Genomic DNA, 23,459 nt, shown 5'->3' with positions numbered 1-23,459 from the left:
TCAAGCGATACCCAGCCCGGGAATCGCGCTGATGCTCTCCGGGTCAAACCCAGCCAGCTCAGCGAAATGACGGCCACGCGCCACGTAATCCCGGTAGGCACCAAAGCTCGGCGCGCCCGGCGACAGCAATACCACCCCGCCTTCAGAACCCAACGCGGCACGTGCCAGCGCCATTGCCTCGGGCAGATCCGCCGCCGCGTGCAGGCCGAAGCGACCAGCATCGGCCTGCGGCTGCAGCATGGCGTGGATGCGCGGGCCGTTGCTGCCCATGGTCACGATCTCCACCGGCGGCACGTCGTGCGCCATGTGCTGCATGAAATCGGTCCAGTCCAGGCCACGATCATGGCCGCCCACCAGCAGCGCGATGCGCTGGCCGGCGAAACACTCCAGCGCGGCCAGGCTGGCATGCGGCGTGGTGCTGATCGAATCGTTGACGTAGGTCAGGCCATCGGCCACGCCGATGCGCTGCAGGCGGTTCGGCAACGGGCGGAAATCCTGCACCGCCGGCGCCAGCGCCACCGCGTCCAATCCCAGCGCTTCCAGCGCTGCCAGCACCGCGCACAGGTTTCCGCGATTGTGGCGACCCGGCAGCGGGGTGTTGCGGGTATCGAACACCGCCTGCTCACCGCGATGCACGATGTCACCGCGCATGTGCCAACCCTGCGGCTGGTTGAACCAGACCACCTCGCTATCGGGCAGTGACAGCACGGCCAGGTGCGGATCGGCGGCATTGAGCACGGCAATGCGCGGCGCGGCTTCAGTCACCAGCCGCAGCTTGTCGTCGATGTAACGCTGCTCGCTGCCGTGCCAGTCCAGGTGCTCCGGGAACAGGTTCAGCACCACCGCTACCTGCGGATGGGCGCCACTGCGCGCCACTTCGCCGGTCTGGTAGCTGGACAGTTCCACCGCCCAGTACGCGGGTACGGGCTGCGGGTCCAGCACTTCCAGTAGCGGCAGGCCGATGTTGCCGACCAGGCCGGTGCGGTGGCCGGCGGCACGCAGCAGGTGCGCGACCAGCGCGGTGGTGGTGCTCTTGCCCTTGGTGCCGGTCACGCACACGGTGTCGTGCACGATGCCATCAGCACCTGCATGTTCGGCGAACCACAGCGCGGTGCCACCGATGAAGGTGGTGCCCTGCCCCGCCGCCGCCAGCGCGACCGGCTGGTATGGGCTGATGCCGGGCGACTTGATCACCACGTCGAACGCGGCCAGCGCTTCAGCAGAAGGCTCGCCACGCACGTCCAGCACGCCCTGTGTTTCCGCACGCGCGGCCTCCACTTCGGCCGCCGGGCAGAACAGGCTCAGCGGCAGCATGGGCAGGCGCTCGCGCAGTACCGCAAACGCGGCGCGGCCCTCACGGCCCCAGCCCCACAGCGCGACGCGCTTTCCTTCAAGCTTCGAAATCTTCACGCACCCGTTCCCACAGCGCAGCCGGAACGCGGTGCTCGCCCTGCAGCTGCAGCAGCGGTGCCAGTTCCAGTTCGGCGGCATCCAGCTGCGGCTGGATCTCGTTGCAGAAGCGCTTCACCAGCACGTCTTCCTTCCACTCCGGGCGCTGCGCCAGGGTCGCCATCGCCGCACGCGATTCGCGGCCTTCGCCCACGCACTCGAACGGCTTGTGGTCCTGGAATTCCAGCAGCGCATCGAAGCCACCGGCCTGCTCGGCATCATCCAGCAGGTTGCGGCCGAAGATGCGCACCAGGCGCGTCTTGGGCATGAACGGGGCCAGCGCCAGGAACACGAAATGGCACTTCGGGCAGACACCGCACCAGCGGTTCACCGGGCGCTCGCCAAGGATGTGGAAGTTACGGTTGCAGCTGGAGAAATGCGCGTCGTAGAAATCGGTCTTGGCGAACTGGCGGGCCACTGCCAGCTCCGACATCGGGCGCAGCAGCGAGTAGTACTGCAGGTCCGCCGCTACGTGCGTCTGCACATGGCTGCCGAACGCCTGCTCGAATGCCCAGCCCTTGGACCACTGGTGGTTCACTTCGCCGGTGCCCGGAATCTGGCTGCCGTAGCTGGCCGAACGTTCGTTGGAGAACACCACCTGGTCCACGCCCTGCAGCAGCGCGGCCAGCACCATGATCGCCGAGTTCACCGCAGTGACCGGGATATGCCCGTTCCACGCACCCTGGCGGTTCAGCTCGAACAGTTCCGGCGCCAGCGCGCGGCCCAGGTTCAAGGTGGGCAGGCCGGTACGCTCGGCACAGGCGCGGATCAGCTGCGAGCCACCAATCCAGGTCACGGTCTCGTCCACGCCGGCACGGCGCAGCGCTTCGATGCTGACCAGCGAATCCTTGCCGCCACCGATCGCCACCAGCGCGTGCGGCTGCAGGCCCAGCACCGGCGCCTGCACCGCGTCGCCCTGCACCGGCAGGCGGAAGCGCCCGCGCAGGTTCAGGCCGTTGCGGTAGGCGAACTCGCCCAGACCGTTGAGGTAGACCGTCTCCACCAGCGCAGCGGTATCGGCATCGATGGCGTAGCTGTCGATGCTGACCGTCTCCGGCACGCCCGCCTTGTAGTAGCTGACACCGGCGATCAGGTGCAGCAGCTGCAGCGCGCGCTGCACAGCGGCGGTACGCGCTTCGTCCAGCACGAACGGGGCGCCCGGCACGGTGATGGTTTCCACCATCTCCGGGCCGTCATCAAAGGCGTAGACCAGCTTGGCCACGCCGGTGTCCGCGGCGAATTCGCAGCGGACGAAGCGGAAGCGGGAAACCTGGTGTTTATCGAAAGCAGTCATGGTGTATCCGGTCAGGCACGGGCCCGCGCAGCTGCGCGGGGCGTGTCGGTGGGCGGGTGCAGGGCGCGCGCGGTGGTCATTCGATCACGTCTTCGCGCGGCAGCATCCGCTGGTTGTAGGTGTTGGCCATCGAATAGCCGTAGGCGCCGGCATCGGCGATCAGCATCACGTCGTCCGGCGCGGTCGACACCGGCAGCTTGCGGCGCTTGCCGAACACATCGCTGGATTCGCAGATCGGGCCGACCACATCGAACGCCGCTTCGGCATAACCGCCCTGGCGGCTGAGGTTCTCGATGTCGTGCCAGGCGTCGTACAGGGCCGGCCGCATCAGTGCGTTCATGCCGGCATCCAGGCCAACACGGCGCACGCCGTCCTTCTCCACCACCTGGGTGACATGGGTCAGCAGTACGCCGGATTCGGCCACCAGGTAGCGGCCCGGCTCGATCGCCAGGCGGAATGCCGGATGCAGCGCCTTGACCTCGGCCAAGCCGGCGGCCCAGGCGTCCAGGTCGAACGGCTCGTCTTCGTCGCTGTACGGAATCGGCAGGCCACCGCCAATGTCGATGGTCTGCACGCTGCCGATGCGACGGGCGAAACCGGCCAGCTCATCGCACATCAAGCGCCAGTGCTGTGCGGTTTCCACGCCGCTGCCCAGATGCGCATGCAGGCCGACCACGCGGCTGCCCAGATCGGTGGCCGCGCGCACGAACTCATCGACGCGGGCGATCGGCAGGCCGAACTTGGAGTCCTTGCCGCCGGTACGGACCTTGGCATGGTGGCCTTCGCCACGGCCCAGATCCACGCGCAGCCACAGCTCACGGTTGCGGAACAGGTCCGGCCAGCGCTGCAGCGCTTCGACGTTGTCGACGGTGACGGTCACGCCCAGCGCGAACGCGGCTTCGTACTCGCTGCGCGGGCAGAAGCTGGGAGTGAACAGCACACGCTTGGGCGACAGTTCCGGCAGGTGCTGGAACACGTGCTTCAGTTCGCCGTGCGATACACACTCAAGGCCGAAGCCCTCGGCTTCCAGCAGCTGCAGGATGGCCGGGTGGCTGTTGGCCTTGATCGCGTAGTAGCGCTGGTCGATCGGCTTGATCGCGGCCAGCGCGCGGGCACGGGCGCGCACGGTCGGCAGGTGGTAGACATAGCGCGGCGTACCGGCGTCGGCCAGCTGCAGCAGGTGCGCCCGCTGGCCCCGCCACCACGGCGTGCCACGCGGACGCACGGTGCCGGCGATCTCGCGCCAGCGTGGGCCGAACACCTCAGTCTCTTCCACCGGCATCGCGCCGCTGTCGATCAGCTCGGCATGCAGGATCGGCAGCAGGCCATCGGCATCGGCTTCGTCGATGACGAAGGTCAGGTTCAGGTCGTTGGACGACTGCGAGATCATGTGCACGCGCTCGCGGCCGAACGTGGCCCACACGTCCGACAGCTTGTGCAGCAGCGAACGCATGCCGCGGCCAACCAGGGTGATCGCCGCGCACGGCACGATCACCTTCACCTTGCAGATCTGCGACAGGTCGGCCGACAGCGCGGCCAGCACATCGGTGTTGACCAGGTTCTCGGACGGATCCAGCGACACGGTGACGTTGGTTTCGGCCGAACCGATCAGGTCCACCGACAGGCCATGCTTCTTGAACAGGTTGAACACATCGGCCAGGAAGCCGACCTGCTGCCACATGCCGATGCCTTCCATCGACACCAGCACGATGCCGTTGCGGCGGCTGATCGCCTTCACGCCCGGCACCGGTGCAGCGCTGCCATCGATGCTGGTGCCCGGCAGTTCCGGGCGCTCGGTATCGAGGATGGCCATTGGCACGCCAGCATCGCGGCACGGCTTGATCGAGCGCGGGTGCAACACCTTGGCGCCAGTGGTGGCGATTTCCTGCGCTTCGTAATAGTCCAGGCGGGTCAGCAGGCGCGCGTCCGGCACGTCCTTCGGGTTGGCACTGAACATGCCCGGCACATCGGTCCAGATCTCCACGCGGCTGGCACCGAGCAGCGCACCGAAGTACGCCGCCGAGGTATCCGAGCCACCGCGGCCGAGGATGGCAGTACCACCATCGGCATGCCGCGAAATGAAGCCCTGGGTGACCAGCAGGCGGGTCGGCTGCGCGCGGAAGCGCTGCATCCACTCCGCATCGGCACGCCACTGGCAGTTCACCGACAGCCGCTGCGACCAGTCGCTCTGGTTCGGCTGCGGCGGCATCGCGTCCAGCCACTGGCGGGCATCCATCCAGCCCATGTCCAGGCCCGAGGCGTGCAGGTAGGCCGCGCCCAGGGTGGAGGACAGCAGTTCGCCCTGGCCCAGCACTTCGGCCTGCCACTGCAGCGGCCGGGTGGCCGCGCGCGCGTCGTCGAGCAGCCCCTGCAGCGCCGCCAGGCGCTCGGCCAGCACCTCGCGACCCAGGCCGAGTTCAACCAGGAAGGCCTCGTGGCGTTCGACCAGCGCCGCCACGCGATCACGGCTGTCCGGCGCGCCATCGGCGATCGCGGTCAGTTCGTTGGTGACCCCGGACAGCGCCGACACCACCACCAGCACGCGCGAGCCGGTCTCTTCCGCGCGTTTTTTCGCCAGCTTCCCGATCGTGTCCCAGCGGTGACGACGCGACACCGAAGTGCCGCCGAACTTCAGTACGATCCAACGATCGACAAGGGGGGAAGCTGACATGGATTGGCTATGTAGAATGTGGGGAAGCCGCCCTCAGGGGCGGAACCTTTGATTCTAAGCGCAATATCCCCGTAGATGGCCGTCCTTCGTTACCTGCAGCTCGATGTCTTCGCCCCCCGCCCCGGCACTGGCAATCCGCTGGGCGCCCTCCTGGATGCCGACGACCTCTCCGGCGAGCAGATGCAGGCCCTGGCCGCCTGGCTGAACCTGTCCGAGACGGTGTTCTTCCTGCGCCCCAGTGCGCCGGGCGCCGACTACCACATCCGCATCTTCACCCCGACCCGCGAGCTGGCATTTGCCGGCCACCCCAGCGTCGGCGCCGCCTGGGCGGCGGTGACCTGCGGGCTGGCGCAACCACGCGACGGTGCCCTGCTGCAGCAATGCGCGGCGGGGTTGCTACCGGTACGGGTGAGCGGCCCGGCCGAGGCACTGCAGATCCAACTGACCAGCCCACCGGCGCAGCAACTGGACACAGCGGCGGACGGAGCGCCGGAAGCGCTGCTGGCGCTTGCTGCCAGCGGGCACGTACCCGAACTCTGGGACAACGGCGCTCGCTGGTGGCTGCTGCCGCTGCGCGACGCCTCCGCCGTACGCAACCTGGTGCCGGACATGGCCGCACTGGCCGACTGGAGCCTCGCCACTGATGCCACCGGCCTGGCCGTGTTCGCCGACGAAGCTGGCAGCGACCACACCCGTGTGGTGCGCGCCTTCTGCCCCGCTGATGCGGCCGCCGTACCGGAGGACCCGGTGACCGGCAGCGCCAATGCCCTGATCGGTGCCTGGCTGCGGCAGCGCGATGCCCTGCCCGGCCGCGAGGGCCACTACGTGGCCAGCCAGGGCCGCGAAGTCGGCCGCGACGGCCGCGTACAGGTCGAGGTCGATGCGCAGGGCACGGTCTGGATCGGCGGCCAGGTGCAGCCGGTCATCGACGGCCACATCCGCTGGTAGCCCACGGAAAAAAGGGGACGGAGGGAATTAAGTCGCTTATGGCACATGGGGCAAAAGCGACTTAATTCCCTCCGTCCCCTTTTTGGTGCCCCGCGCTACGCTATGCGGCCTGTTTACTGGAGTGCCGCCTGATGTCCACCCGCCGTTTCCTGCAGCTGGATGTGTTCTCCCCGCGCGCCGGCGCCGGCAATCCGCTGGCCGTGGTGCTCGATGCCGAGGGCCTGGACGACGCCAGCATGCAGGCCATCGCGCGCTGGACGCGCCTGCCCGAGACCACCTTCGTGTTCCCGCCGCAGGTCGCCGGTGCCAGTTACCGGCTGCGCATGTTCAGCCCGCAGAAGGAAGTTCCGTTTGCCGGCCACCCCAGCGTCGGCACCGCGCATGCGGTGCTGCAGGCCGGCCTGGCCGCAGCGGTCGATGGTGTGCTGGTGCAGGACGGCATTGCCGGTGCCCTGCCGCTGCGCGTCAGCGGTGAAGGTGCGCAGCAGCGCATCGCCATCCGCACGCCGCGCGCGCAGCTGGCCGAGACTGCCGAGGCGACCGATCCACGCCTGCAGGCCGCACTGAAGGACTGGCCGCTGGGCACGCTGCCGCCGGCGCGGATGCAGGGCGGACGCAGCTGGTGGGTGGTGCAGGTGGCCGATGAGGCCGCATTGCGCGCATTGCAGCCGGACTGGGATGCGGTGGCCGCACTGGCCGAGTCCACCGACAGCATGGGCGTGTTTGCCTATGCCTTCAGCGATGGCGGTGAGGGCTTCGATCTGGCGGTACGTGCCTTCGTCGGCAATGGACGCCGCTTCGAGGACGCCGCCTCCGGTGCCGCCAATGCGGTGCTGGCCGCATGGCTGGACCTGCGCGATGCGCTGCCCCGTGGTCGCGCACCGTTCGAAGTCAGCCAGGGCCGCGAAGTCGGCCACGACGCGCGCCTGACCCTTTTCGTCGATGAAGACGGGGAAGTCTGGTCCGGTGGCCAGGTGCAGACGGTGATTACCGGCACCCTTGATTGGTGATTGTGATGGGGGGTGGTAGAGCCGAAGGCAGCGGCAGGAGCCGCTGCCAACGTCGGACGCGACGGCCCGGAGGGTGGCGGCCAGGAAGTCCGCCATAACGCTGGCCGGCTGTTACCTGGACCTCGACATCATGCGATTGCCGGCCAGCGGCCGGCACTACCCTCAGCCCAGCTCGGCTTCCAGGCTGATCGGCACCGCGCTCAGCGCCTTGGATACCGGGCAGTTCTGCTTGGCGTCATCGGCAATCGCACGGAACTGCGTCGCGTCGATGCCCGGCACCACCGCCTTCACCTTCAGCCGGATCTGCGACAGCTGCGGGCCGCCTTCCAGCGACAGATCGACCTTGGCTTCGGTATCCAGCGAAGTCGGGGTGAAGCCGGCCTCGCCGAGCTTGGCCGACAGCGCCATGGTGAAACAGCCGGCGTGCGCGGCAGCGATCAGCTCTTCCGGATTGGTGCCCTTTTCGTCGCCGAAGCGGCTGTTGAAGCCGTAGCGGGTCTTGTCCAGCAGCCCACTCTGCGGCGTGCTCAACTGCCCCTTGCCCGACTTCAGATCGCCTTCCCAGTGCGCGGTGGCGTGTCGCGAGATTCCCATGTGCTGCTCCTGCGTGACGGTGATGAACGGTCACCCTCGCACGGGAGGCGTTAGCCCTGCGTCGCTCCGCCGCACGCCACAGGTCCACCGGAAACCGGACAACTGGTCACTTCTTCGCCAGACCGGCGCGCATTTTTCCCTTGTTTTCAGTGGTTTCGCGCATTCCTCCGATGGGCGGGCGCGGACCATCGCGCGCGCTGCCACACCCCCTTCCCCCACTGCCGGCCATGTACTGAATCGGCCTGGATATGAAAAAACATGCACTTTCCGCGCTTCGGGCTATTGGCGGCGCCCGAGAGTTGCCCTACATTGCGCTTGCCGACGGGGTTCGGCGCCGACCAAACAACCAACCGTTCACGGAACAGGAAACCATGGCAAAGACCGCTAAGAAGGCTGCCCCGAAGAAGGCAGTGAAGAAAGTCGCGACGAAGGCAGCCGCCAAGCCGGCCGCTCCGAAGCCGATCAAGGAAGTGCTGACCAAGTCCGGCCTGGTTGCACACATCGCTGAAGCCTCCGGCGTCATCGCCAAGGACGTCCGCGCTGTGCTGGCCTCGCTTGAAAGCGCCGTCGCCTCCTCGGTGCACAAGAAGGGCGCTGGCTCCTTCACCCTGCCGGGCCTGCTGAAGATCACCACCGTCAATGTGCCGGCCAAGCCGAAGCGCAAGGGCATCAACCCGTTCACCAAGGAAGAGCAGTGGTTCGCTGCCAAGCCGGCCACCACCAAGCTGAAGGTGCGTCCGCTGAAGAAGCTGAAGGACGCCGCGCTGTAAGCGCGCGCCCCAACGCGGATTCCGACGGGACGGCTCTGGCCGTCCCGTTTTTTTTGTCCCAACCACAGCCCGCAACACAGCGTTGCCGCATCCCCGGGAATGCGCGTACAGGCCCGTCGCCATTGGCTGGGCGTGGTCCGTTGCGGCCCCGGAACGTACCGGGTGGAACACTGCGTGCAGCCCCGGCCATCGCCGCCGGGCACGGCCTTGCCTAAGGTGGGCACATCCTTCACAGCTACGGCGAGCACACCCTCATGGCCAGCCCCTCCACCCGCTACCGGATCTCGGTGACCCCCATCGAAAAGGACGGGTTGCAGTGCACCGGGCGCTGCACCATCGAACTGGAACATCGCGCAAGCCGCGACCTGATGCGCCTGCTGGAAGCGGCACCGCGCACCGCTGGTATCAGCGGCGACGAGCGCGCGACGCTGGTGATCGCCACCCAGCTGCTGCGCGACATCGTGCAGCGCCACGCCGACACCGAAGGGCATGCCCTGGCCGCCATCGCCACGCAGGTGCTGCCGGCGCTGGATGCACTGGAACAGCTGCCCTCCTCCCGCTGATCGCGGAACAGCCGATACACTGCCTCCTTCCGTTCGCCTCGGGGAGGAGGCAGACATGCGCAGGTTCCTGATACTGCTCGCACCGCTGGTGCTGCTGGCCTGTTCCCGGCCGCCATCGCAACCTCATCCAGCGGATGCCACACCGTCGGTCACGGCCGAGGCAGCTGCCCGCACGAAGTCACAGGCCGCCGCAGAAGGCGATGCACCGGCCGTGCAGGCCATCGATGTCGATCCCCTGTTTGCCGCCGTCGCGGCCGAGGCCGAGCTGCCGGCGGGAATGCTCAATGCCTATGTCATGGCCCTGCTCAATCGCGATCGCAAGGCCGTCGACGCCGCGTGGACATTCCCGCCCAGCGATGCACGACGCGCCGACGATGCCGCATTGCGCCAGCTCACGGACGTGCGCAGCCTGCGCCTGACCAGCGAACTACCGATCGCGCGCGACGGTCACCAGCCGCCGCAGCTGCTGGAGGTTCCGGTGCAGATCCGCGCAGTGACCCCTGAGGGCACCTTCCGCTTCGGTGGCTGGTACCGGGTGCAACCCCGTGCCGATGGCCGCGCCTGGCAGATCCAGTCGGCGCAACTGAGGCCAACGCTGGACTGAACCGTTGCAGCGGCATGCACGCGCGATTCAGCCGCCACGGCTACTCTTTGATTCGTCCATTCATATCCACCGGTCACCGCCATGCGCCTGCGTTCCCTGATGACCCGCCTCGCGGCCTCCACCGTGCTGATCGCCGCTGCGATCGGCGCCCAGGCCGCCCCTTCCATCTCCGGCCGCGAACTGTCGGTCGGCGCCAGCGACGTGCAGCAGTACCTCGATGGCAGCTTCCCGCGCACCCAGGACGCCCTCGGCGGCCTGATCGCGCTGACCATGAGTCACCCGCAACTGAGTCTTCCGGCCGGCGAGCGGCTGAACCTGGGCATGGATGTGGCACTGGCCACCGCCGGTGGCAACCCGGCCAAGCTGGGCACGGTGAAGCTCAGCAGTGGCCTGCGCTATGACGCGCAGACCCAGGGCTTCCACCTGCAGCAACCGAGCGTGGATGACTTCACCCCGGCCAACCAGGGCGGTCGCCTCGATTCGCGCACCCGCGGCCTGCTCAATGCCTGGCTGAGCGACTACGCCCAGCGCGAACCGATCTACAAGCTGGACCCGGCCGTGGCCGGCCTGCTCGGCGCGCTGCAGGTGCAGTCGGCGCAGGTGAAGAACGGCAAGCTGGTGGTCACCTTCAACCAGAACCTGGGCAACCTGGTGCCGGCAGGCGTGCTGGGTAAGTAAGGTAGTGCCGGCCGCTGGCCGGCACGCTTTTCACATGTGTGCCGGCCAGCGGCCGGCACTACCCGCTGCGGGTCAGCGCTTGGGCTGCAGCATGGTGCCGGTGCACTTGGGCGAGCCGCAGCGGCACTCCCAGATCTTCTTCAGCTTGGCGGTGTGGCGCTCAGCCAGGGTGATGCCGTAGTTGTAGGTCAACTCTTCGCCGGCCTTGATGTCACGCAGCGCCTCGATGAACACCTTGTCGCCGCGACTGTCGCCGTCCTCGTCTTCCTCGATCACCGCCTCGCAGTTCGGGTCGCAGCTGTGGTTGATCCAGCGCGCGTCATTGCCCTTGTAGTTGGCATCGATCACCCAGTCGTCGTTGAGGGTGAACAGGAAGGTATGGCCACTTTCGACGTCGCCGCTGTCATCGGCATCAACGTCGCCGTGGCTGCGCAGCAGGCCCTTGTACTGGATCACGCGCTCGCCCTGCTTGATCGGGGCCACGGCGAACACGCCGTTGCCATGGATGGCGGACTTGCGGGCTTGGATCTTCTTCGGCATCGGCACGGGCTGTTTGCAGCGAATGGAACAGGGATTCTCGCCCATTCCGGGTGATTGCGAAAATCACCCCGTTGGCGCAGCATTGCGCCCTGGCAACGGCCCCGGTGTGTCCTCACGGCCCGGCCCCAGCGCCGGCTGAATGCCCGGGTTGGATGGCGGCGAATAAAAGCGTACAATTTCAGTCCGCTTTAAGAACCACTCGCATCCCCATGTTGCGCGTCACCAAACTCACCGATTACGCCACCGTCGTGCTGACCGTGCTCGCCGCCCGTCCGGGCGAGGTGCTCAGTGCCACCGAGCTGGCCGAATTCACCGGTCTGGAGCCGCCCACCGTCAGCAAGGTGCTCAAGCCGCTGGCCCAGGCCGGCCTGGTTGAAGGCCTGCGCGGCGTGCGTGGCGGCTACCGCCTGACCCGCCCGGCCATCGAGATCTCGCTGTTCGAAGTGGTCGAAGCGATGGAAGGGCCACTGGCCCTGACCGAATGCAGCCACGACCACCACCAGTGCGGCATGGCGCCCAAGTGCGGCGCGCGCAGCAGCTGGCGGCTGATCAACGACGTGGTTTCCGAGGCCCTGCGCGATGTCACCCTTGCGCAGATCCTGCCCCCTCTCCCCCTTGCCGATGACGAACAGCGCCGCACCATCGCTGTCGACGTCGTCTCCTGATCCGTAGGCAGCCCCCCATGGCCACCGAAACCATCGAAAACGTCGCCCACGACGACACCCCCAACCGCGAGATCCACGAGCAGCTCGGCCGCAAGTATTCGGCCGGCTTCATCACCGAGATCGAATCGGACTCCCTGCCGCCAGGCCTGGACGAGGACACCATCCGTGCCCTGTCGGCCAAGAAGGAAGAGCCGGAGTGGATGACGCAGTGGCGCCTGGACGCCTACCGCCACTTCCTGACCATGCCGATGCCCGACTGGGCCAAGCTGGAGATCGCGCCGATCGACCTGCAGGCGCTCAGCTACTACTCCGCGCCGAAGGGCCCGAAGTACGCCTCGCTGGATGACGTGCCGAAGGAACTGCTCGACACCTACGACAAGCTGGGCGTGCCGCTGCACGAGCGTGCCAAGCTGGCCGGCGTGGCGGTGGACGCGGTGTTCGACTCGGTGTCCGTCGGCACCACGTTCCGCAAGGAACTGGCCGAGAAGGGCATCATTTTCTGCTCGATGTCCGAGGCCATCAAGGAACACCCGGAACTGGTCCGCCAGTACCTGGGCACCGTGGTGCCGGTGGGCGACAACTACTTCGCCGCGCTCAATTCGGCGGTGTTCTCCGATGGCAGCTTCGTGTTCATTCCCAAGGGCGTTCGCTGCCCGATGGAACTGAGCACCTACTTCCGCATCAATGCCGGCCACACCGGCCAGTTCGAGCGCACCCTGATCGTGTGCGAGGACAAGGCCTACGTGTCCTACCTGGAAGGCTGCACCGCGCCGATGCGCGACGAGAACCAGCTGCACGCTGCGGTGGTCGAGCTGGTCGCGCTGGAAGACGCGGAGATCAAGTACTCCACCGTGCAGAACTGGTACCCGGGCGACGAGAACGGCGTCGGCGGCATCTACAACTTCGTCACCAAGCGTGCCGAATGCCGTGGTGCGCGCAGCAAGGTCACCTGGACCCAGGTTGAAACCGGCTCGGCGATCACCTGGAAGTACCCGTCCTGCGTGCTGCTGGGCGACGACTCGGTCGGTGAGTTCCACTCCGTGGCGCTGACCCATCACCGCCAGCAGGCCGACACCGGCACCAAGATGATCCACGTCGGCAAGCGCACCAAGAGCAAGATCGTCAGCAAGGGCATCAGTGCCGGCCGCGGCCAGAACACCTACCGCGGCCTGGTGCGTGTGGACCGCAATGCCGATGGCGCGCGCAACTACACCCAGTGCGATTCCCTGCTGATCGGCAAGCAGTGCGGCGCGCACACCTTCCCCTACATCGAGGTGAAGAACCCGGGCGCCACCGTCGAGCACGAGGCCACCACCTCCAAGATTTCCGACGACCAGCTGTTCTACTGCCGCGCCCGTGGCATCAGCCAGGAAGACGCGGTGTCGATGATCGTCGACGGCTTCTGCAAGCAGGTGTTCCGCGAACTGCCGATGGAGTTCGCGGTGGAAGCCAAGAAGCTGCTGGAAGTCTCGCTGGAAGGTTCGGTGGGCTGACCGCCCGCCCCTGCCCCTCGCAAACGCATTCTCTTTACCGGCGGGCCGCGGCCCGCCCCACGGAAACCCCCACCATGCTGAAGATCGAAAACCTCCACGCCCGCATCGGCGACAAGGAAATCCTCAAGGGCCTGTCGCTGGACGTCCAGCCCGGCCAGGTGCACGCCATCATGGGGCCGAACGGCGCCGGCAAGTCCACCCTGGGCAATGTCCTGGCCGGCCGCGACGGCTACGAAGTGACCGAAGGCAGCGTGCAGTTCGACGGCGTCGACCTGCTGGAGCAGGACCCGGAAGCGCGCGCCGCCGCCGGCCTGTTCCTGGCGTTCCAGTACCCGGTGGAAATCCCGGGCGTGAACAACACCTACTTCCTGCGCGCGGCACTGAACGCCCAGCGCAAGGCGCGCGGTGAGGAAGAACTCGATTCCATGCAGTTCCTCAAGCTGGTGCGCCAGAAGCTGGCCGTGCTGCACCTGAAGGACGAACTGCTGCACCGTGGCGTCAACGAAGGCTTCTCCGGTGGCGAGAAGAAGCGCAACGAGATCTTCCAGCTGGCCGTGCTCGAACCGAAGCTGGCGATCCTGGACGAAACCGACTCGGGCCTGGACATCGACGCGCTGAAGAGCGTGGCCGATGGTGTCAACGCACTCCGCGCCGCCGACCGCTCGTTCCTGGTCATCACCCACTACCAGCGCCTGCTGGACTACATCAAGCCGGACGTGGTGCACGTGCTGGCCGATGGCCGCATCGTCAAGAGTGGCGGCCCGGAGCTGGCACTGGAACTGGAAGCGCACGGCTATGACTTCCTGAAGGACCGGGTCGTGCCCGAGGCGGCGGTCTGATGAGCGCCCTGCTTGATTCGATGGCCCAGGCCTTCTGCGGCAGCGATGCGCGCCGCGAAGTGCTGGATGCGGCCCTGCGCGACGGCCTGCCGGCCGCCCGCAACGAAGCCTGGAAGTACACCTCGCTGCGCCAGCTTGAACGCCGTGCGTTCGCTGCGGCACCGCTGCAGGGCCCGGCGCTGGACGCCACGCTGCTGGACGACATCCCGGCGCCGCGCCTGGTGTTCGTCAACGGCCGCCTGGATGCCGCGCTGAGCGACGTGCAGGCCCTGCCGGCCGGCGTGCAGCTGCAGCCGCTGTCGGCCGCACTGGCCTCCGGCGAAGACGCCGCGCGTTTCCTCGGCCGCCGCTACGAGCGCAGCGAGGAGATCTTCGCCCGCCTGAATGCCGCGCTGGCCGATGAAGGCGTGGTGCTGCGCGTGGACGAAGGCGTGCAGGTCGAAACGCCGCTGCAGCTGGTATTCGCCAGCGTCGCCGGCGACACCGATCTGGCCTGGCACCACCGTCACCTGATCGAACTGCGTGCCGGCGCCAGCCTGGGCGTGGTCGAGCACCGCTTCAGCGTGGGTGACTCCGCCCACCTGGACAACACCGTGCTGCATGCCCACGTCGCCCGTGATGCCGTGCTCAAGCACGCCCGCGTGCAGGCCGGCAGCGCGCGCCAGACCAGCTTCCTGCGCACCGACGCGGTGCTGGCCCGCGACGCGCAGTACCACCGCGTCGACCTGGAACTGGGCGCCGCGCTCAGCCGCCATGAACTGAACGTGCGCCTGGAAGGCGACAATGCCCAGCTGACCGCCAACGGCGTGCTGCTTGGCAATGGCCGCCGCCACGTCGAAACCCGCCTGGGCATCGACCACATCGCACGCGATACCGCCTGCGAACTGCTGTGGCGCGGCGTCGCCGCCAACCGCAGCCGCGTGGTGTTCCATGGTGGCATCCAGATCCGCGAAGGCGCCGATGGCACCGACGCGAACCTGTCAAACAAGAACCTGCTGCTGTCGGCCGATGCCGAGATCGACACCCAGCCGACGCTGGTGATCGATGCCGATGAAGTGAAGGCCGCACACGGCGCGACCGTCGGCCAGCTCGATGCCAATGCGCTGTTCTACCTGCGCTCGCGCGGCCTGCCGCAGGCACAGGCGCAGGCACTGCTGAGCGCCGCGTTCTGCCACGAGCCGCTGAAGATCCTGCCCGACGCGCTGCGTGCGCAGCTGGCACGCCGGCTGGACAAGGCCCTCGCCGAGGCGGGTGTGGCATGAACCTGTCCACGCCGCGACCGATCGAAGAACGCACCGGCGCCCCCGACTGGGACCGCGTCCGCCTCGACTTCCCGCTGCTGATGCGTGAAGTGCACGGCAAGCCGCTGGTCTATTTCGACAACGCCAACACCGGCCAGAAGCCGGTGCAGGTGATCGGCGCGGTGGACGAGTTCTACCGCCGCTACAACGCCAACGTCAGCCGCGCGGTGCATGCACTGGGCAGCGAAGCCACCGATGCCTACGAAGGCGCACGCAACAAGCTGGCGCGCTTCCTCAACGTGCGGCCCAGCGACCTGGTGCTGTGCAGTGGCACCACCTTCGCCATCAACCTGGTGGCCTATTCGTGGGCGCTGCCGCGGCTGAAGGCCGGTGACGTGATCCTGATCACGCGCATGGAGCACCACGCCAACATCGTGCCGTGGCAGCTGGTCGCGCAGCGTACCGGCGCCACCATCCGCGTCGCCGAGATCACGCCTGACGGCGCACTCGATCTGGATGCGCTGCGCGCGGCAATGACCCCCGAGGTCAAGCTGCTGGCGGTTACTCATGTCTCCAACGTGCTGGGCACGGTCAACCCGGTGCGCGAGATCTGCCGCGAAGCGCGCAAGCGCGGCATCATCACCGTGGTCGATGGCTCGCAGGCGGTACCGCACCGCAAGGTCGATGTCGCCGCGATCGGCTGCGATTTCTACGCCATTACCGGCCACAAGATGTGCGGCCCGACCGGCACCGGTGCGCTGTGGGCCCGTCGCGAGCACTTGGACGCGATGCCGCCGTTCCTCGGCGGCGGCGAGATGATCAAGGAAGTCAGCTTCGACGGCACCGTGTTCAACGATGCCCCGCACAAGTTCGAAGCCGGCACCCCGAACATCGCCGGTTTCATCGGCCTGGGTGTGGCTGCCGACTACCTGCAGCAGCTTGGCCAGGAGAACGTGGAAGCCCGCGAAGCCGAACTGCTGGCGCACTTCACCGAAGAGCTGCGCCGCGTTGACGGCCTGCGTATCATCGGCGAAGCGCCGGAGAAGGCTGCGGTGGTCTCTTTCCTGATCGATGGCGCGCATGCGCACGACCTGGCGACCCTGCTCGACCTGGAAGGCGTGGCCGTGCGCTCGGGCCAACACTGCGCACACCCGCTGCTGCAGTACTTTGGCGTTGCCGCGACCTGCCGTGCCTCGCTGGCGTTCTACAACACGCATGCCGAGATCGAGCGGTTCATGACGGCATTGACGAAGGTGCGAAAGCTGCTGGGCTGAGGATTCGCCAGAATCGGGGAAGTATGAGAGCGCCGCAGGAAACTGCGGCGTTTTTTTATTGCGCGCTGGACGAAAGCAAGCAGAGGCGTGACCGGGAAACACCGAGTGATGCCAGGAACGGGCAATCTCACCGTAATGCCGATCCATCCACCATCAACGGCCTTGAGGCGCCGTCTTTTACATGCCAACAAGCATGGATACCCCGGAGGCAATCAGGAAGACGTACATCATCACGACGCCCCTCAACACCCACCGTTCCCCCTGACGGAGCGTCTGCCCTTTGGAAGTAAGGGCAAGCACTGCAATACCGCGCAAGCACCTAAGCCACCAATCAACCTTGATGATTCCGACTGCAGCGAGTACTTCCGGCCGTTCACGCTCGATTTTAAGCAACATCCTGTGAGCCGCAAATGCGTTTATCCACATGGCACCTAGAATAATGGAAGCCAAAATGGGAAAGCTTTCAACAAACCCTGGCACTCAGCTCCTCCTTTTGAGGCTACTCCATCACATAGCACCTGCACACCCAATCTTCTACGCAGCAATCAGCTATGGAGTCGATGCGCTCAATGGCGCAAGAAGACCCTTGACGTACCCACCGAGGCCAACTACGTCCTCAGCTGTGCCAATCAGGTCCCGTCGCATCATCTTCTCGACATGCTCTACACCACCAAGTCGCGCGACAACATTCGCAAGGAAAGTGACATCTCCCGCAAACAACGTCACGTCCTGATCCAGCTTTACAACCCAGCGACTATTACGCGAGAACAAAAAATGATCACGCATGAAGTTCCCATCTGCCAGCCAGTACGAGCGCAGGCCATCCAGACCTCGCTCAATTTCCACGGGGCTTCCCCCGTCGGAGCACTCTGAACATCGAACCGCGCACATCGCGATATCTGCAAAGTGCTCCGAAAGTGCGCTCAGCCACGCCACCCAAACATCATTCGGAGCAAAATCCTCATACAGGTTGCGATCAAACGCCATCCCCGCCCAGTCTTCCCGGAGAAGAGGGAGATCCGGAGGGGTAGCATCCGAGAGGGATGCCGCAATGAAGTCTGGCAAGCAACATTTATTGTTCATGGCTTCTCTGACTGCACTCAAGCCCACTCATCAATACTCTGCCTAACGGCCAACACCTGTGCTTCGGCATAGCGGGGATCGCGAATACGGATATCGGCGTCATCAAGATAGTGCCATATCACGTGAGGAACCCCGATTTCATACGAAATTGACCGAAGCACGTCCTTGATAAAGTCCGCCCTCTGGTACCAGCCAGACGCCTGTTCCACTGAAGCAGGCTCGGATTCAAACAGTCTCCGCAGACAGGCTAAAACGAGATTCTTTTCATCGACAGCGCTCAATTCGAAACCTCATATTCATCAACCAAGGGGAAATTCCCCCAAAGCCTATCGACGTGATCGATCAGTTCGCAATGACACAGACGCAACCGCGCAACTTGGAGAACTGAACAGCCCAGGAGTGCTATGACCTACCGTGACATCTGCGACTCTGCAAGCCATCGAGATTGTGCCCGAGCCCCTTTGTGACAAGTGTCAACCCTAACATGGGGACCATGCGATCACATGTTTGGCGCGCCTGTGGATCATCCCGCCTTTCTGCCACGGAGGCAGAAATGAAAGCACATAACGCCATTTCCGCAACCTATCACTCACTTCAGATCTTCAAGATTGACGAGCACATCTCCAAATCTCGCACGTGGCACGGGACCAGGGATTCGTAGGGAGCGAACTTCAAGGGGGGCGTGAATTTCGCCAAGCAGCAGGTCACCTGTCGAATTGTCACTCTCTCTTATCCTGAACACCCCAATTATCGAAACCCATGAATACGCGTATTCGTCAAATACGCTTTGCTGCAGATCTATTGGCCCTCTAATTCGAACTTGGGTCTCCTCAGTCACTCCGGCCTCAAACAGCTCCTTGCTTGAATTCAGTACAAAAAGCTCCCGGCTCACCCCGAGATAGCCCTCCATCCGCACCAACTTTCCATCGAATAGCCGGGGCGTAGCAGCTAGTTCCCGGAAGCTGACTCGGCAAGCGGAGCTGCCCTCGACCCCACAGGTCTTTCCAGACGGTGCGCCCCCACCTTCTTGATACCTGCAACCAGCCCCATAGAAAATAAAAACAATAACCATGAAAAACCGGAAATCAACATTCACACCCATACCTCGCGTCGCCATCCAGCGCCATGGATACCCGCTCACTTTCTTCGCTCCGCACCCACAAACCCAAGCCCCCCCCCTGTCAGCCGAAAAATTCACTGAATCATTGATAGCCAAGCTCATCAACAAAAGCCCTGCTGTTGGAATCCCAATCGACATGAAATGACTTCAGCTCATCGGACTGCAGTTCCCATTGTCCGAACGATTCATTACTACATATCCGCGCCGCCCTCTCACTGCCCCTCAGTAGCGGTGCCGTATACATCCCATCCGACCGCCGCGACGCCTTATACGGGCCACGCGCACCAATACCGCGAGTGCCGTCCGAATCAGTGGGGAGCCAGCCCTTTTTCCAGCCGACAGCTCACCCTCGACCTCTCGGCAATAGTCATCACGCACTCATTCATAGGAAGCCCACAGGTGTCCGCCGACCTGACGACACCTTGATGATCGGCCAAGACGAAATATACCCTCACCCTTTCGCTTCCAGCCTGATCAAATGATTTCCTGACATCAATTAAATGTACCCTGCATATTTTCGCTTCCGGCACGCTCCCGGAAGAACTAAAAACTGACTCGAGCGCAAGTGCGTAGTTATTAGCCGCTGCGTTTCCCGGCTCATGATTCATGACCACACCCAAACCTTCATCTCTTCCGCCACAGGCTGTAAGCCCCAACAAGCAAAGCGCCGCTACAATAATATCGACAAGCCGCCCAAAGCGATCAAGCACTTGGGAATTTTTCACTGAAATACCTCCCAAAACTTAGCGCACCCGCAATCTACATCCTTTCACAGAACCCGATCATTCGCTTCAAAATGACCGAGGCACACTGGTCTTCGTCAATACCGCAAGTCCCCGCAGTCAAGAACTTCCCGCCGCCATCAGTCAATACATAGAAGATCCTTCTATTTCTCTGACCCTCCCGAGAGAGTTCGAGCTGCGATACCACCAACTCTGCATTCACTTCCCGCGCCCCATCCACAGGGCGCGAATGTATTACCTCATCCATATCAGCATGAATCTTCTGAGATGAGGAGCTGTCGTGGTCTTGGTTGGCCACCCGAAGAAGACAACCGCGGTTCTGTACACAGGAGGCAAGAAGCGGCATCGATAAGGCAGCAGATAGGAAAATTATGATCTTCATCGAAACCGAACCCAGTCAATTCCCCGAGAGTTGCTTATCAAGACGCTTTGCGTCAAGCCGCCCTTCGACCCTGAAGAACACGCTGAAATCGCTAAGGAAGGTCTGAACAAATCTGTACGAGATCCGATGGAAGTACCGGCCCCTGTCCGGCAAGCTTGAGGTCCATCAGACCACGTTGAAGGCCCCGATGCAGCCGACATTCGGTGATGCCGAAGGCCTGTGCCAGCGCAAGAAGACACGCCGCGAGCTATTCCTCAACTAGATGGATCAGGTGGTGCCTTGGAAGCGACTGCTGGCGCTGATCGAGCCACACGACCCACTGACAGGCAGGCGAGGCCGTCAGCCCTACGCGCTGGCCCCCATGCTTCGCATCCACTTCCCGCAGCAGTGGTATGCGCTGAGCGACCCGTCGATGGAAGAAGTGCTGTACGACACGGCGGTGATGCGCCGATTTGCTGGCATCAACAGCCTGGACCACATTCCTGATGAGATCACGATACTAAACTTCCGTTGGTTGCTGGAGCCCCATGGACTGGGCGCGAAGATGCTTGAGGCGGTCAATGCACACCTGCAGTATCAAGGCCTGAGCCTGCGTGCAGGCACAATCGTGGCTTGCCAGGATCATTCAGGCGCCCAGTTCCACTAAGAATGCTGACAAGGCGCGCGCGATCCTGAGATGCACCAGACTAGGAAAGGCAATCAGTGGTACTTCGGCATGAAGGCGCACATCGGCGTGGATGAGTTTTACGGCCTTGTGCACCACGTGAAATGCGCCGCTGCAAGTGTTGGCGATGTCACGGTAACGCACGAACTTCTGCACGGGAAAGAGGACTGCATGGGAGGACAGCGGCTATGCCGGGGCAGATTGGCGGCCGGAGCTTCAGGATCGCAAAGCTGCCTTCTTCATCGCCAAGAAACCAGGAAAAGTGAAGGCGATCAAGAACGCGCGCGGCCGTCGGCAGCACGAGCGTTGGGAGAGCGTCAAAGCGAGCATACGCGCGAAGGTGGAGCCTCCGTTCTGAGTGGTCAAGCGCCAGTTTGGTTACACCAAGTGCGCTATCGCGGCCCGGCCAAGAACAGCGCGCAGGTGTTGACCCTGTTTGCGCTGTCCAATCTGTGGATGACCCGGCGGCAGCTCGTGCCGATGCAGGGATAAATCCGCCCGGAGGTGCCCAACGGTGCCTCAAAAACCTCACTTTCGTCGAAATCCACGGGAGCAGCTGCTCTTGGCACGCGCTCAGCTCATGAATCAAGCAGTGCGAGTGATCTTCTCAGACCTTCCCTAACGGTTGATCGACGAACGAGCCCCCAACCACCATCATCCGACACTGCCTTCTTCAAAGCGAAAAATGAAATGCGGGCGTCAAGAAATTAATGATGAATCAACAGACACATCATCGTAATCAATAGATGCAAACTCAGAAACCGACATCTTTCCCTGAATGCGCAGCAAGCCTATGTAGGCTGCCTTCGCCAGGAGCGACTCATAATCATTCAAACCGAGCACCGCCCTGAGCCATTCCTCGATTGAAGCTGCATCAAGCCTCCCCCGAAGCACTGCGGAAACAAGCGATTCAACCATAAGCCTCCGATTATCATCAACAGGCTCCTGCCCCACCGTAATAATTCCTATAAAAGAACCAAGAATCAGTGGATCTGCCCAGCGCAACCCGCCGATGAAAATGGCCCTCTCTCGGATCTCCGGATCACAATGAAACAACGACCTCGACACCAACATGTAGCTTGGGGAATCGGGGTCATCTGTGAGAATCCCGGAAATTTTGTAAAGCCTATCAAGCAGCAAGCTATCTTCCACCACCAAGCGTCTCCTTCATCTTCGCTATGTTTTCATCCGCCTTGTCAAGCGTTCGCTGGATCCTATCACGCTGCCCCCCTCGAAAGACTTGGATTATTCAAGCTCCCCCTCAAACTTTTTGCGGCAGAGCTCAGCCCCTTCAATGAATTTTGCATCTCGGTCACATGATCAAAGCCGGTCTCAATTCCGCGAAGCTCTTTTGCAACCCCATCAAAGTCGTGAGGCTTTGCATTATTATCAACAATATTATTTATCTTCTTAATTGCCTGCTGCTGAGATCGAGTGAGCGACGCAACGCGACTGGCAATATTGATAAATGCATTCTTCGCACCACCAATCACAGCTGCAGTCGCCGCCGGAATACGACTGGCAGCTAGAACTGAAACTCCCGCAACGGCTCCAGCCGCTCTTGCCTCCTGGCGAGACCGGCGTTCATCCAGCCCCATCTCGCCATTTATTACAGCCAGATCATCCCTCATCATCTGGCATGTGGATACGCTCTCACACCGGCCGTCCGGGTCTACATGACCGTACGGATTTCCAAGGGCATATTTATAACGATTAAAGTTGGATGACGTATGCCCATTGGCCTCAACCGGATCCGCACTTATGAAGGATCCAATAGCCGGGTCATAGTACCGCTGCTGCATGTAGCTCAGCCCGGTCCCCGAGTCCGTCACATGCCCCGTAAATCCCGGACCATCCTTCAACGGCCGATTCACCACCGCCCCATACGGCTCATACACCGTACGCTCGATGACGCTTCCGCTGGCATCGGTGATCGCCACCGGTGAACCCAGTGCATCAGTGTGGATGTACTCGACCACTTCCTGGGCAACCGCCGGAGCCACACAGGCCACCAGCACCCCCACCGCGAGTACCGCCCGAATCAACAGCAAAGAGAGTCCATTCATGGCTTAGTCCCAGCTCAGTACGCCGCGGGTGACGGGGAAGTCTGCAGACCATGCCGAACAGCCGCCGGCGTTGCAGGCCCTGACAATGTAGAGACTGGCGCAGTAGGTCCCGCCGTTCGACTGCACGTAGGTATTGGGGCCGGTGTACAGGCGCCGTCCAGCTCCGGAAGGCTCCAGCTGATGTTCCGTTGCCCCCGGAACCGCGCGCCAGCCAACGCTGCACTGCACCTGATAGGGCGCCTTGCGCGTGCTGAGCCACTCCGCCACGTAGATCTGAGTGGCTGCAGGAGGAAGCACGACGGAGACACTGGCGATACCCGAGTAGGGGCTGCACCCCGCGAAATTGCATGCCCTCACCCGGTAGGCATAGCTGCCATTGCCACGGCTGGCACCAAAGCTGTTCCCGCCGCCGTTATGCACCACCGTCCAGCCACCACCGTTGGCACTCTCCTCCAGCACGAAGCTCTCGCTGTTGGCCGGCACCGACCAGCTCAGGCTGTACTGCGGCACGTTCACCAGGCCCGGCGCGCTGATCACCGGCTCGATCGTCGGCGGCCCGATCATCCCTCCTGTAGCAGCCAGGCCAGGAAAACGCGGAAGCACGCGAGGTGGAACTACTGGCGCACTTCACCGAAGAGCTGCGCCGACTCGCCGGCCTGCGGATTATCGGGGAGGTGCAGGGAAGGCCGCCGCGGTCTCGCCCGTGATCAGCGGCGAGCATGTCCATGAACAACTGGTGATCCTGCACAATCTGAAAGAATGAAAGTG

22 protein-coding genes and 1 pseudogene are annotated in these 23,459 nt (G+C 63.9%); 12 read left to right on the top strand and 11 right to left on the bottom strand.

Annotated features, from left to right (window positions below):
- The 3 genes from murD to ACZK5G_RS05690 all read right to left on the bottom strand — a co-directional run bounded on the left by murD (window position 1) and on the right by ACZK5G_RS05690 (window position 5,414).
- Window positions 1-1,410 carry a UDP-N-acetylmuramoyl-L-alanine--D-glutamate ligase gene (murD, locus tag ACZK5G_RS05700; protein ID WP_478465597.1) on the bottom strand — a complete coding sequence of 470 codons (1,410 nt, stop codon included), beginning with the start codon at window positions 1,408-1,410 and terminating at the stop codon, window positions 1-3.
- Window positions 1,391-2,743, bottom strand: a complete 1,353-nt coding sequence (murL, locus tag ACZK5G_RS05695) for a UDP-N-acetyl-alpha-D-muramoyl-L-alanyl-L-glutamate epimerase (protein ID WP_478465596.1) — start codon at window positions 2,741-2,743, stop codon at window positions 1,391-1,393. The genes murD and murL overlap by 20 nt, the downstream gene beginning before the upstream one ends.
- A 76-nt stretch (window positions 2,744-2,819) precedes the next feature.
- Window positions 2,820-5,414 (bottom strand): bifunctional aspartate kinase/diaminopimelate decarboxylase, encoded by a 2,595-nt coding sequence (locus ACZK5G_RS05690; RefSeq protein ID WP_478465594.1) that lies wholly within the window; start codon window positions 5,412-5,414, stop codon window positions 2,820-2,822.
- A 75-nt stretch (window positions 5,415-5,489) separates the two neighbouring features.
- On the opposite strand from ACZK5G_RS05690, the gene ACZK5G_RS05685 reads away from it, so the two are divergent.
- The gene (locus ACZK5G_RS05685) at window positions 5,490-6,362 is read left to right on the top strand and encodes a PhzF family phenazine biosynthesis protein (RefSeq protein ID WP_478465593.1); all 873 of its coding nucleotides are present in this window, start codon (window positions 5,490-5,492) and stop codon (window positions 6,360-6,362) included.
- Window positions 6,363-6,493: 131 nt separating this feature from the next.
- A complete protein-coding gene (locus ACZK5G_RS05680) occupies window positions 6,494-7,372 on the top strand; it encodes a PhzF family phenazine biosynthesis protein (RefSeq protein ID WP_180838142.1) in 879 nt (292 codons plus the stop codon).
- 162 nt (window positions 7,373-7,534) lie between these two features.
- Here ACZK5G_RS05680 and ACZK5G_RS05675 read toward each other — a convergent pair whose 3' ends face one another.
- The gene (locus tag ACZK5G_RS05675) at window positions 7,535-7,966 is read right to left on the bottom strand and encodes an OsmC family protein (RefSeq protein ID WP_005408443.1); all 432 of its coding nucleotides are present in this window, start codon (window positions 7,964-7,966) and stop codon (window positions 7,535-7,537) included.
- Window positions 7,967-8,337: 371 nt separating this feature from the next.
- On the opposite strand from ACZK5G_RS05675, the gene ACZK5G_RS05670 reads away from it, so the two are divergent.
- The 4 genes from ACZK5G_RS05670 (at window position 8,338) to ACZK5G_RS05655 (ending at window position 10,581) form a co-directional block, all read left to right on the top strand.
- Window positions 8,338-8,736: an HU family DNA-binding protein gene (locus tag ACZK5G_RS05670; RefSeq protein ID WP_010483539.1), complete on the top strand. Its 399-nt coding sequence runs from the start codon at window positions 8,338-8,340 to the stop codon at window positions 8,734-8,736.
- Window positions 8,737-8,990: 254 nt separating this feature from the next.
- Window positions 8,991-9,299 (top strand): DUF3861 family protein, encoded by a 309-nt coding sequence (locus ACZK5G_RS05665; protein WP_032129232.1) that lies wholly within the window; start codon window positions 8,991-8,993, stop codon window positions 9,297-9,299.
- Between the two features lie 55 nt (window positions 9,300-9,354).
- Window positions 9,355-9,903, top strand: coding sequence for a hypothetical protein (locus tag ACZK5G_RS05660; RefSeq protein WP_478465591.1), 549 nt, complete (start codon window positions 9,355-9,357; stop codon window positions 9,901-9,903).
- Window positions 9,904-9,984: 81 nt separating this feature from the next.
- On the top strand, window positions 9,985-10,581 hold the full coding sequence (locus ACZK5G_RS05655; RefSeq protein WP_012510326.1) for a YceB family lipoprotein: 597 nt from the start codon (window positions 9,985-9,987) through the stop codon (window positions 10,579-10,581).
- 72 nt (window positions 10,582-10,653) lie between these two features.
- Here the strand turns inward: ACZK5G_RS05655 and ACZK5G_RS05650 are convergent, their stop codons facing one another.
- Window positions 10,654-11,121 carry an SET domain-containing protein gene (locus tag ACZK5G_RS05650; RefSeq protein ID WP_012479369.1) on the bottom strand — a complete coding sequence of 156 codons (468 nt, stop codon included), beginning with the start codon at window positions 11,119-11,121 and terminating at the stop codon, window positions 10,654-10,656.
- Between the two features lie 209 nt (window positions 11,122-11,330).
- Between ACZK5G_RS05650 and ACZK5G_RS05645 the strand changes: the two genes are divergently transcribed.
- The 5 genes from ACZK5G_RS05645 (at window position 11,331) to ACZK5G_RS05625 (ending at window position 16,633) form a co-directional block, all read left to right on the top strand.
- Complete coding sequence (locus tag ACZK5G_RS05645; RefSeq protein WP_005408436.1) at window positions 11,331-11,786, top strand: SUF system Fe-S cluster assembly regulator; 456 nt, start codon at window positions 11,331-11,333, stop codon at window positions 11,784-11,786.
- 17 nt (window positions 11,787-11,803) lie between these two features.
- Window positions 11,804-13,279: a Fe-S cluster assembly protein SufB gene (sufB, locus tag ACZK5G_RS05640; RefSeq protein WP_043396952.1), complete on the top strand. Its 1,476-nt coding sequence runs from the start codon at window positions 11,804-11,806 to the stop codon at window positions 13,277-13,279.
- A gap of 74 nt (window positions 13,280-13,353) precedes the next feature.
- Complete coding sequence (gene sufC, locus ACZK5G_RS05635; protein ID WP_019337095.1) at window positions 13,354-14,118, top strand: Fe-S cluster assembly ATPase SufC; 765 nt, start codon at window positions 13,354-13,356, stop codon at window positions 14,116-14,118.
- Window positions 14,118-15,380 carry a Fe-S cluster assembly protein SufD gene (gene sufD / locus ACZK5G_RS05630; protein ID WP_478465590.1) on the top strand — a complete coding sequence of 421 codons (1,263 nt, stop codon included), beginning with the start codon at window positions 14,118-14,120 and terminating at the stop codon, window positions 15,378-15,380. The genes sufC and sufD overlap by 1 nt, the downstream gene beginning before the upstream one ends.
- Entirely contained in the window at window positions 15,377-16,633 is a 1,257-nt protein-coding gene (locus ACZK5G_RS05625; RefSeq protein ID WP_005408431.1) for a cysteine desulfurase, read from the top strand. The genes sufD and ACZK5G_RS05625 overlap by 4 nt, the downstream gene beginning before the upstream one ends.
- A gap of 549 nt (window positions 16,634-17,182) precedes the next feature.
- Here the strand turns inward: ACZK5G_RS05625 and ACZK5G_RS05620 are convergent.
- The 3 genes from ACZK5G_RS05620 to ACZK5G_RS05610 form a co-directional block, all read right to left on the bottom strand.
- On the bottom strand, window positions 17,183-17,716 hold the full coding sequence (locus tag ACZK5G_RS05620; RefSeq protein ID WP_478465588.1) for a hypothetical protein: 534 nt from the start codon (window positions 17,714-17,716) through the stop codon (window positions 17,183-17,185).
- Between the two features lie 17 nt (window positions 17,717-17,733).
- On the bottom strand, window positions 17,734-17,997 hold the full coding sequence (locus ACZK5G_RS05615; protein WP_478465586.1) for a hypothetical protein: 264 nt from the start codon (window positions 17,995-17,997) through the stop codon (window positions 17,734-17,736).
- Between the two features lie 308 nt (window positions 17,998-18,305).
- Window positions 18,306-18,974 carry a hypothetical protein gene (locus ACZK5G_RS05610; RefSeq protein WP_478465584.1) on the bottom strand — a complete coding sequence of 223 codons (669 nt, stop codon included), beginning with the start codon at window positions 18,972-18,974 and terminating at the stop codon, window positions 18,306-18,308.
- A gap of 1,174 nt (window positions 18,975-20,148) precedes the next feature.
- Here ACZK5G_RS05610 and ACZK5G_RS05605 point away from each other — a divergent pair.
- Window positions 20,149-21,117, top strand: a pseudogene (locus tag ACZK5G_RS05605) (IS5 family transposase).
- 207 nt (window positions 21,118-21,324) lie between these two features.
- Here the strand turns inward: ACZK5G_RS05605 and ACZK5G_RS05600 are convergent.
- From ACZK5G_RS05600 to ACZK5G_RS05590, 3 genes are all read right to left on the bottom strand, one after another.
- Window positions 21,325-21,780, bottom strand: coding sequence for a hypothetical protein (locus ACZK5G_RS05600; protein WP_478465582.1), 456 nt, complete (start codon window positions 21,778-21,780; stop codon window positions 21,325-21,327).
- A 62-nt stretch (window positions 21,781-21,842) separates the two neighbouring features.
- The gene (locus ACZK5G_RS05595; protein ID WP_478465581.1) at window positions 21,843-22,691 is read right to left on the bottom strand and encodes an RHS repeat-associated core domain-containing protein; all 849 of its coding nucleotides are present in this window, start codon (window positions 22,689-22,691) and stop codon (window positions 21,843-21,845) included.
- A 3-nt stretch (window positions 22,692-22,694) separates the two neighbouring features.
- Entirely contained in the window at window positions 22,695-23,255 is a 561-nt protein-coding gene (locus ACZK5G_RS05590; RefSeq protein ID WP_478465580.1) for a hypothetical protein, read from the bottom strand.
- Window positions 23,256-23,459: the final 204 nt, after the last annotated feature.

Source organism: Stenotrophomonas sp. 62841_Sma (assembly GCF_056482945.1).
This window is presented reverse-complemented; position numbering and strand designations above follow the sequence as displayed.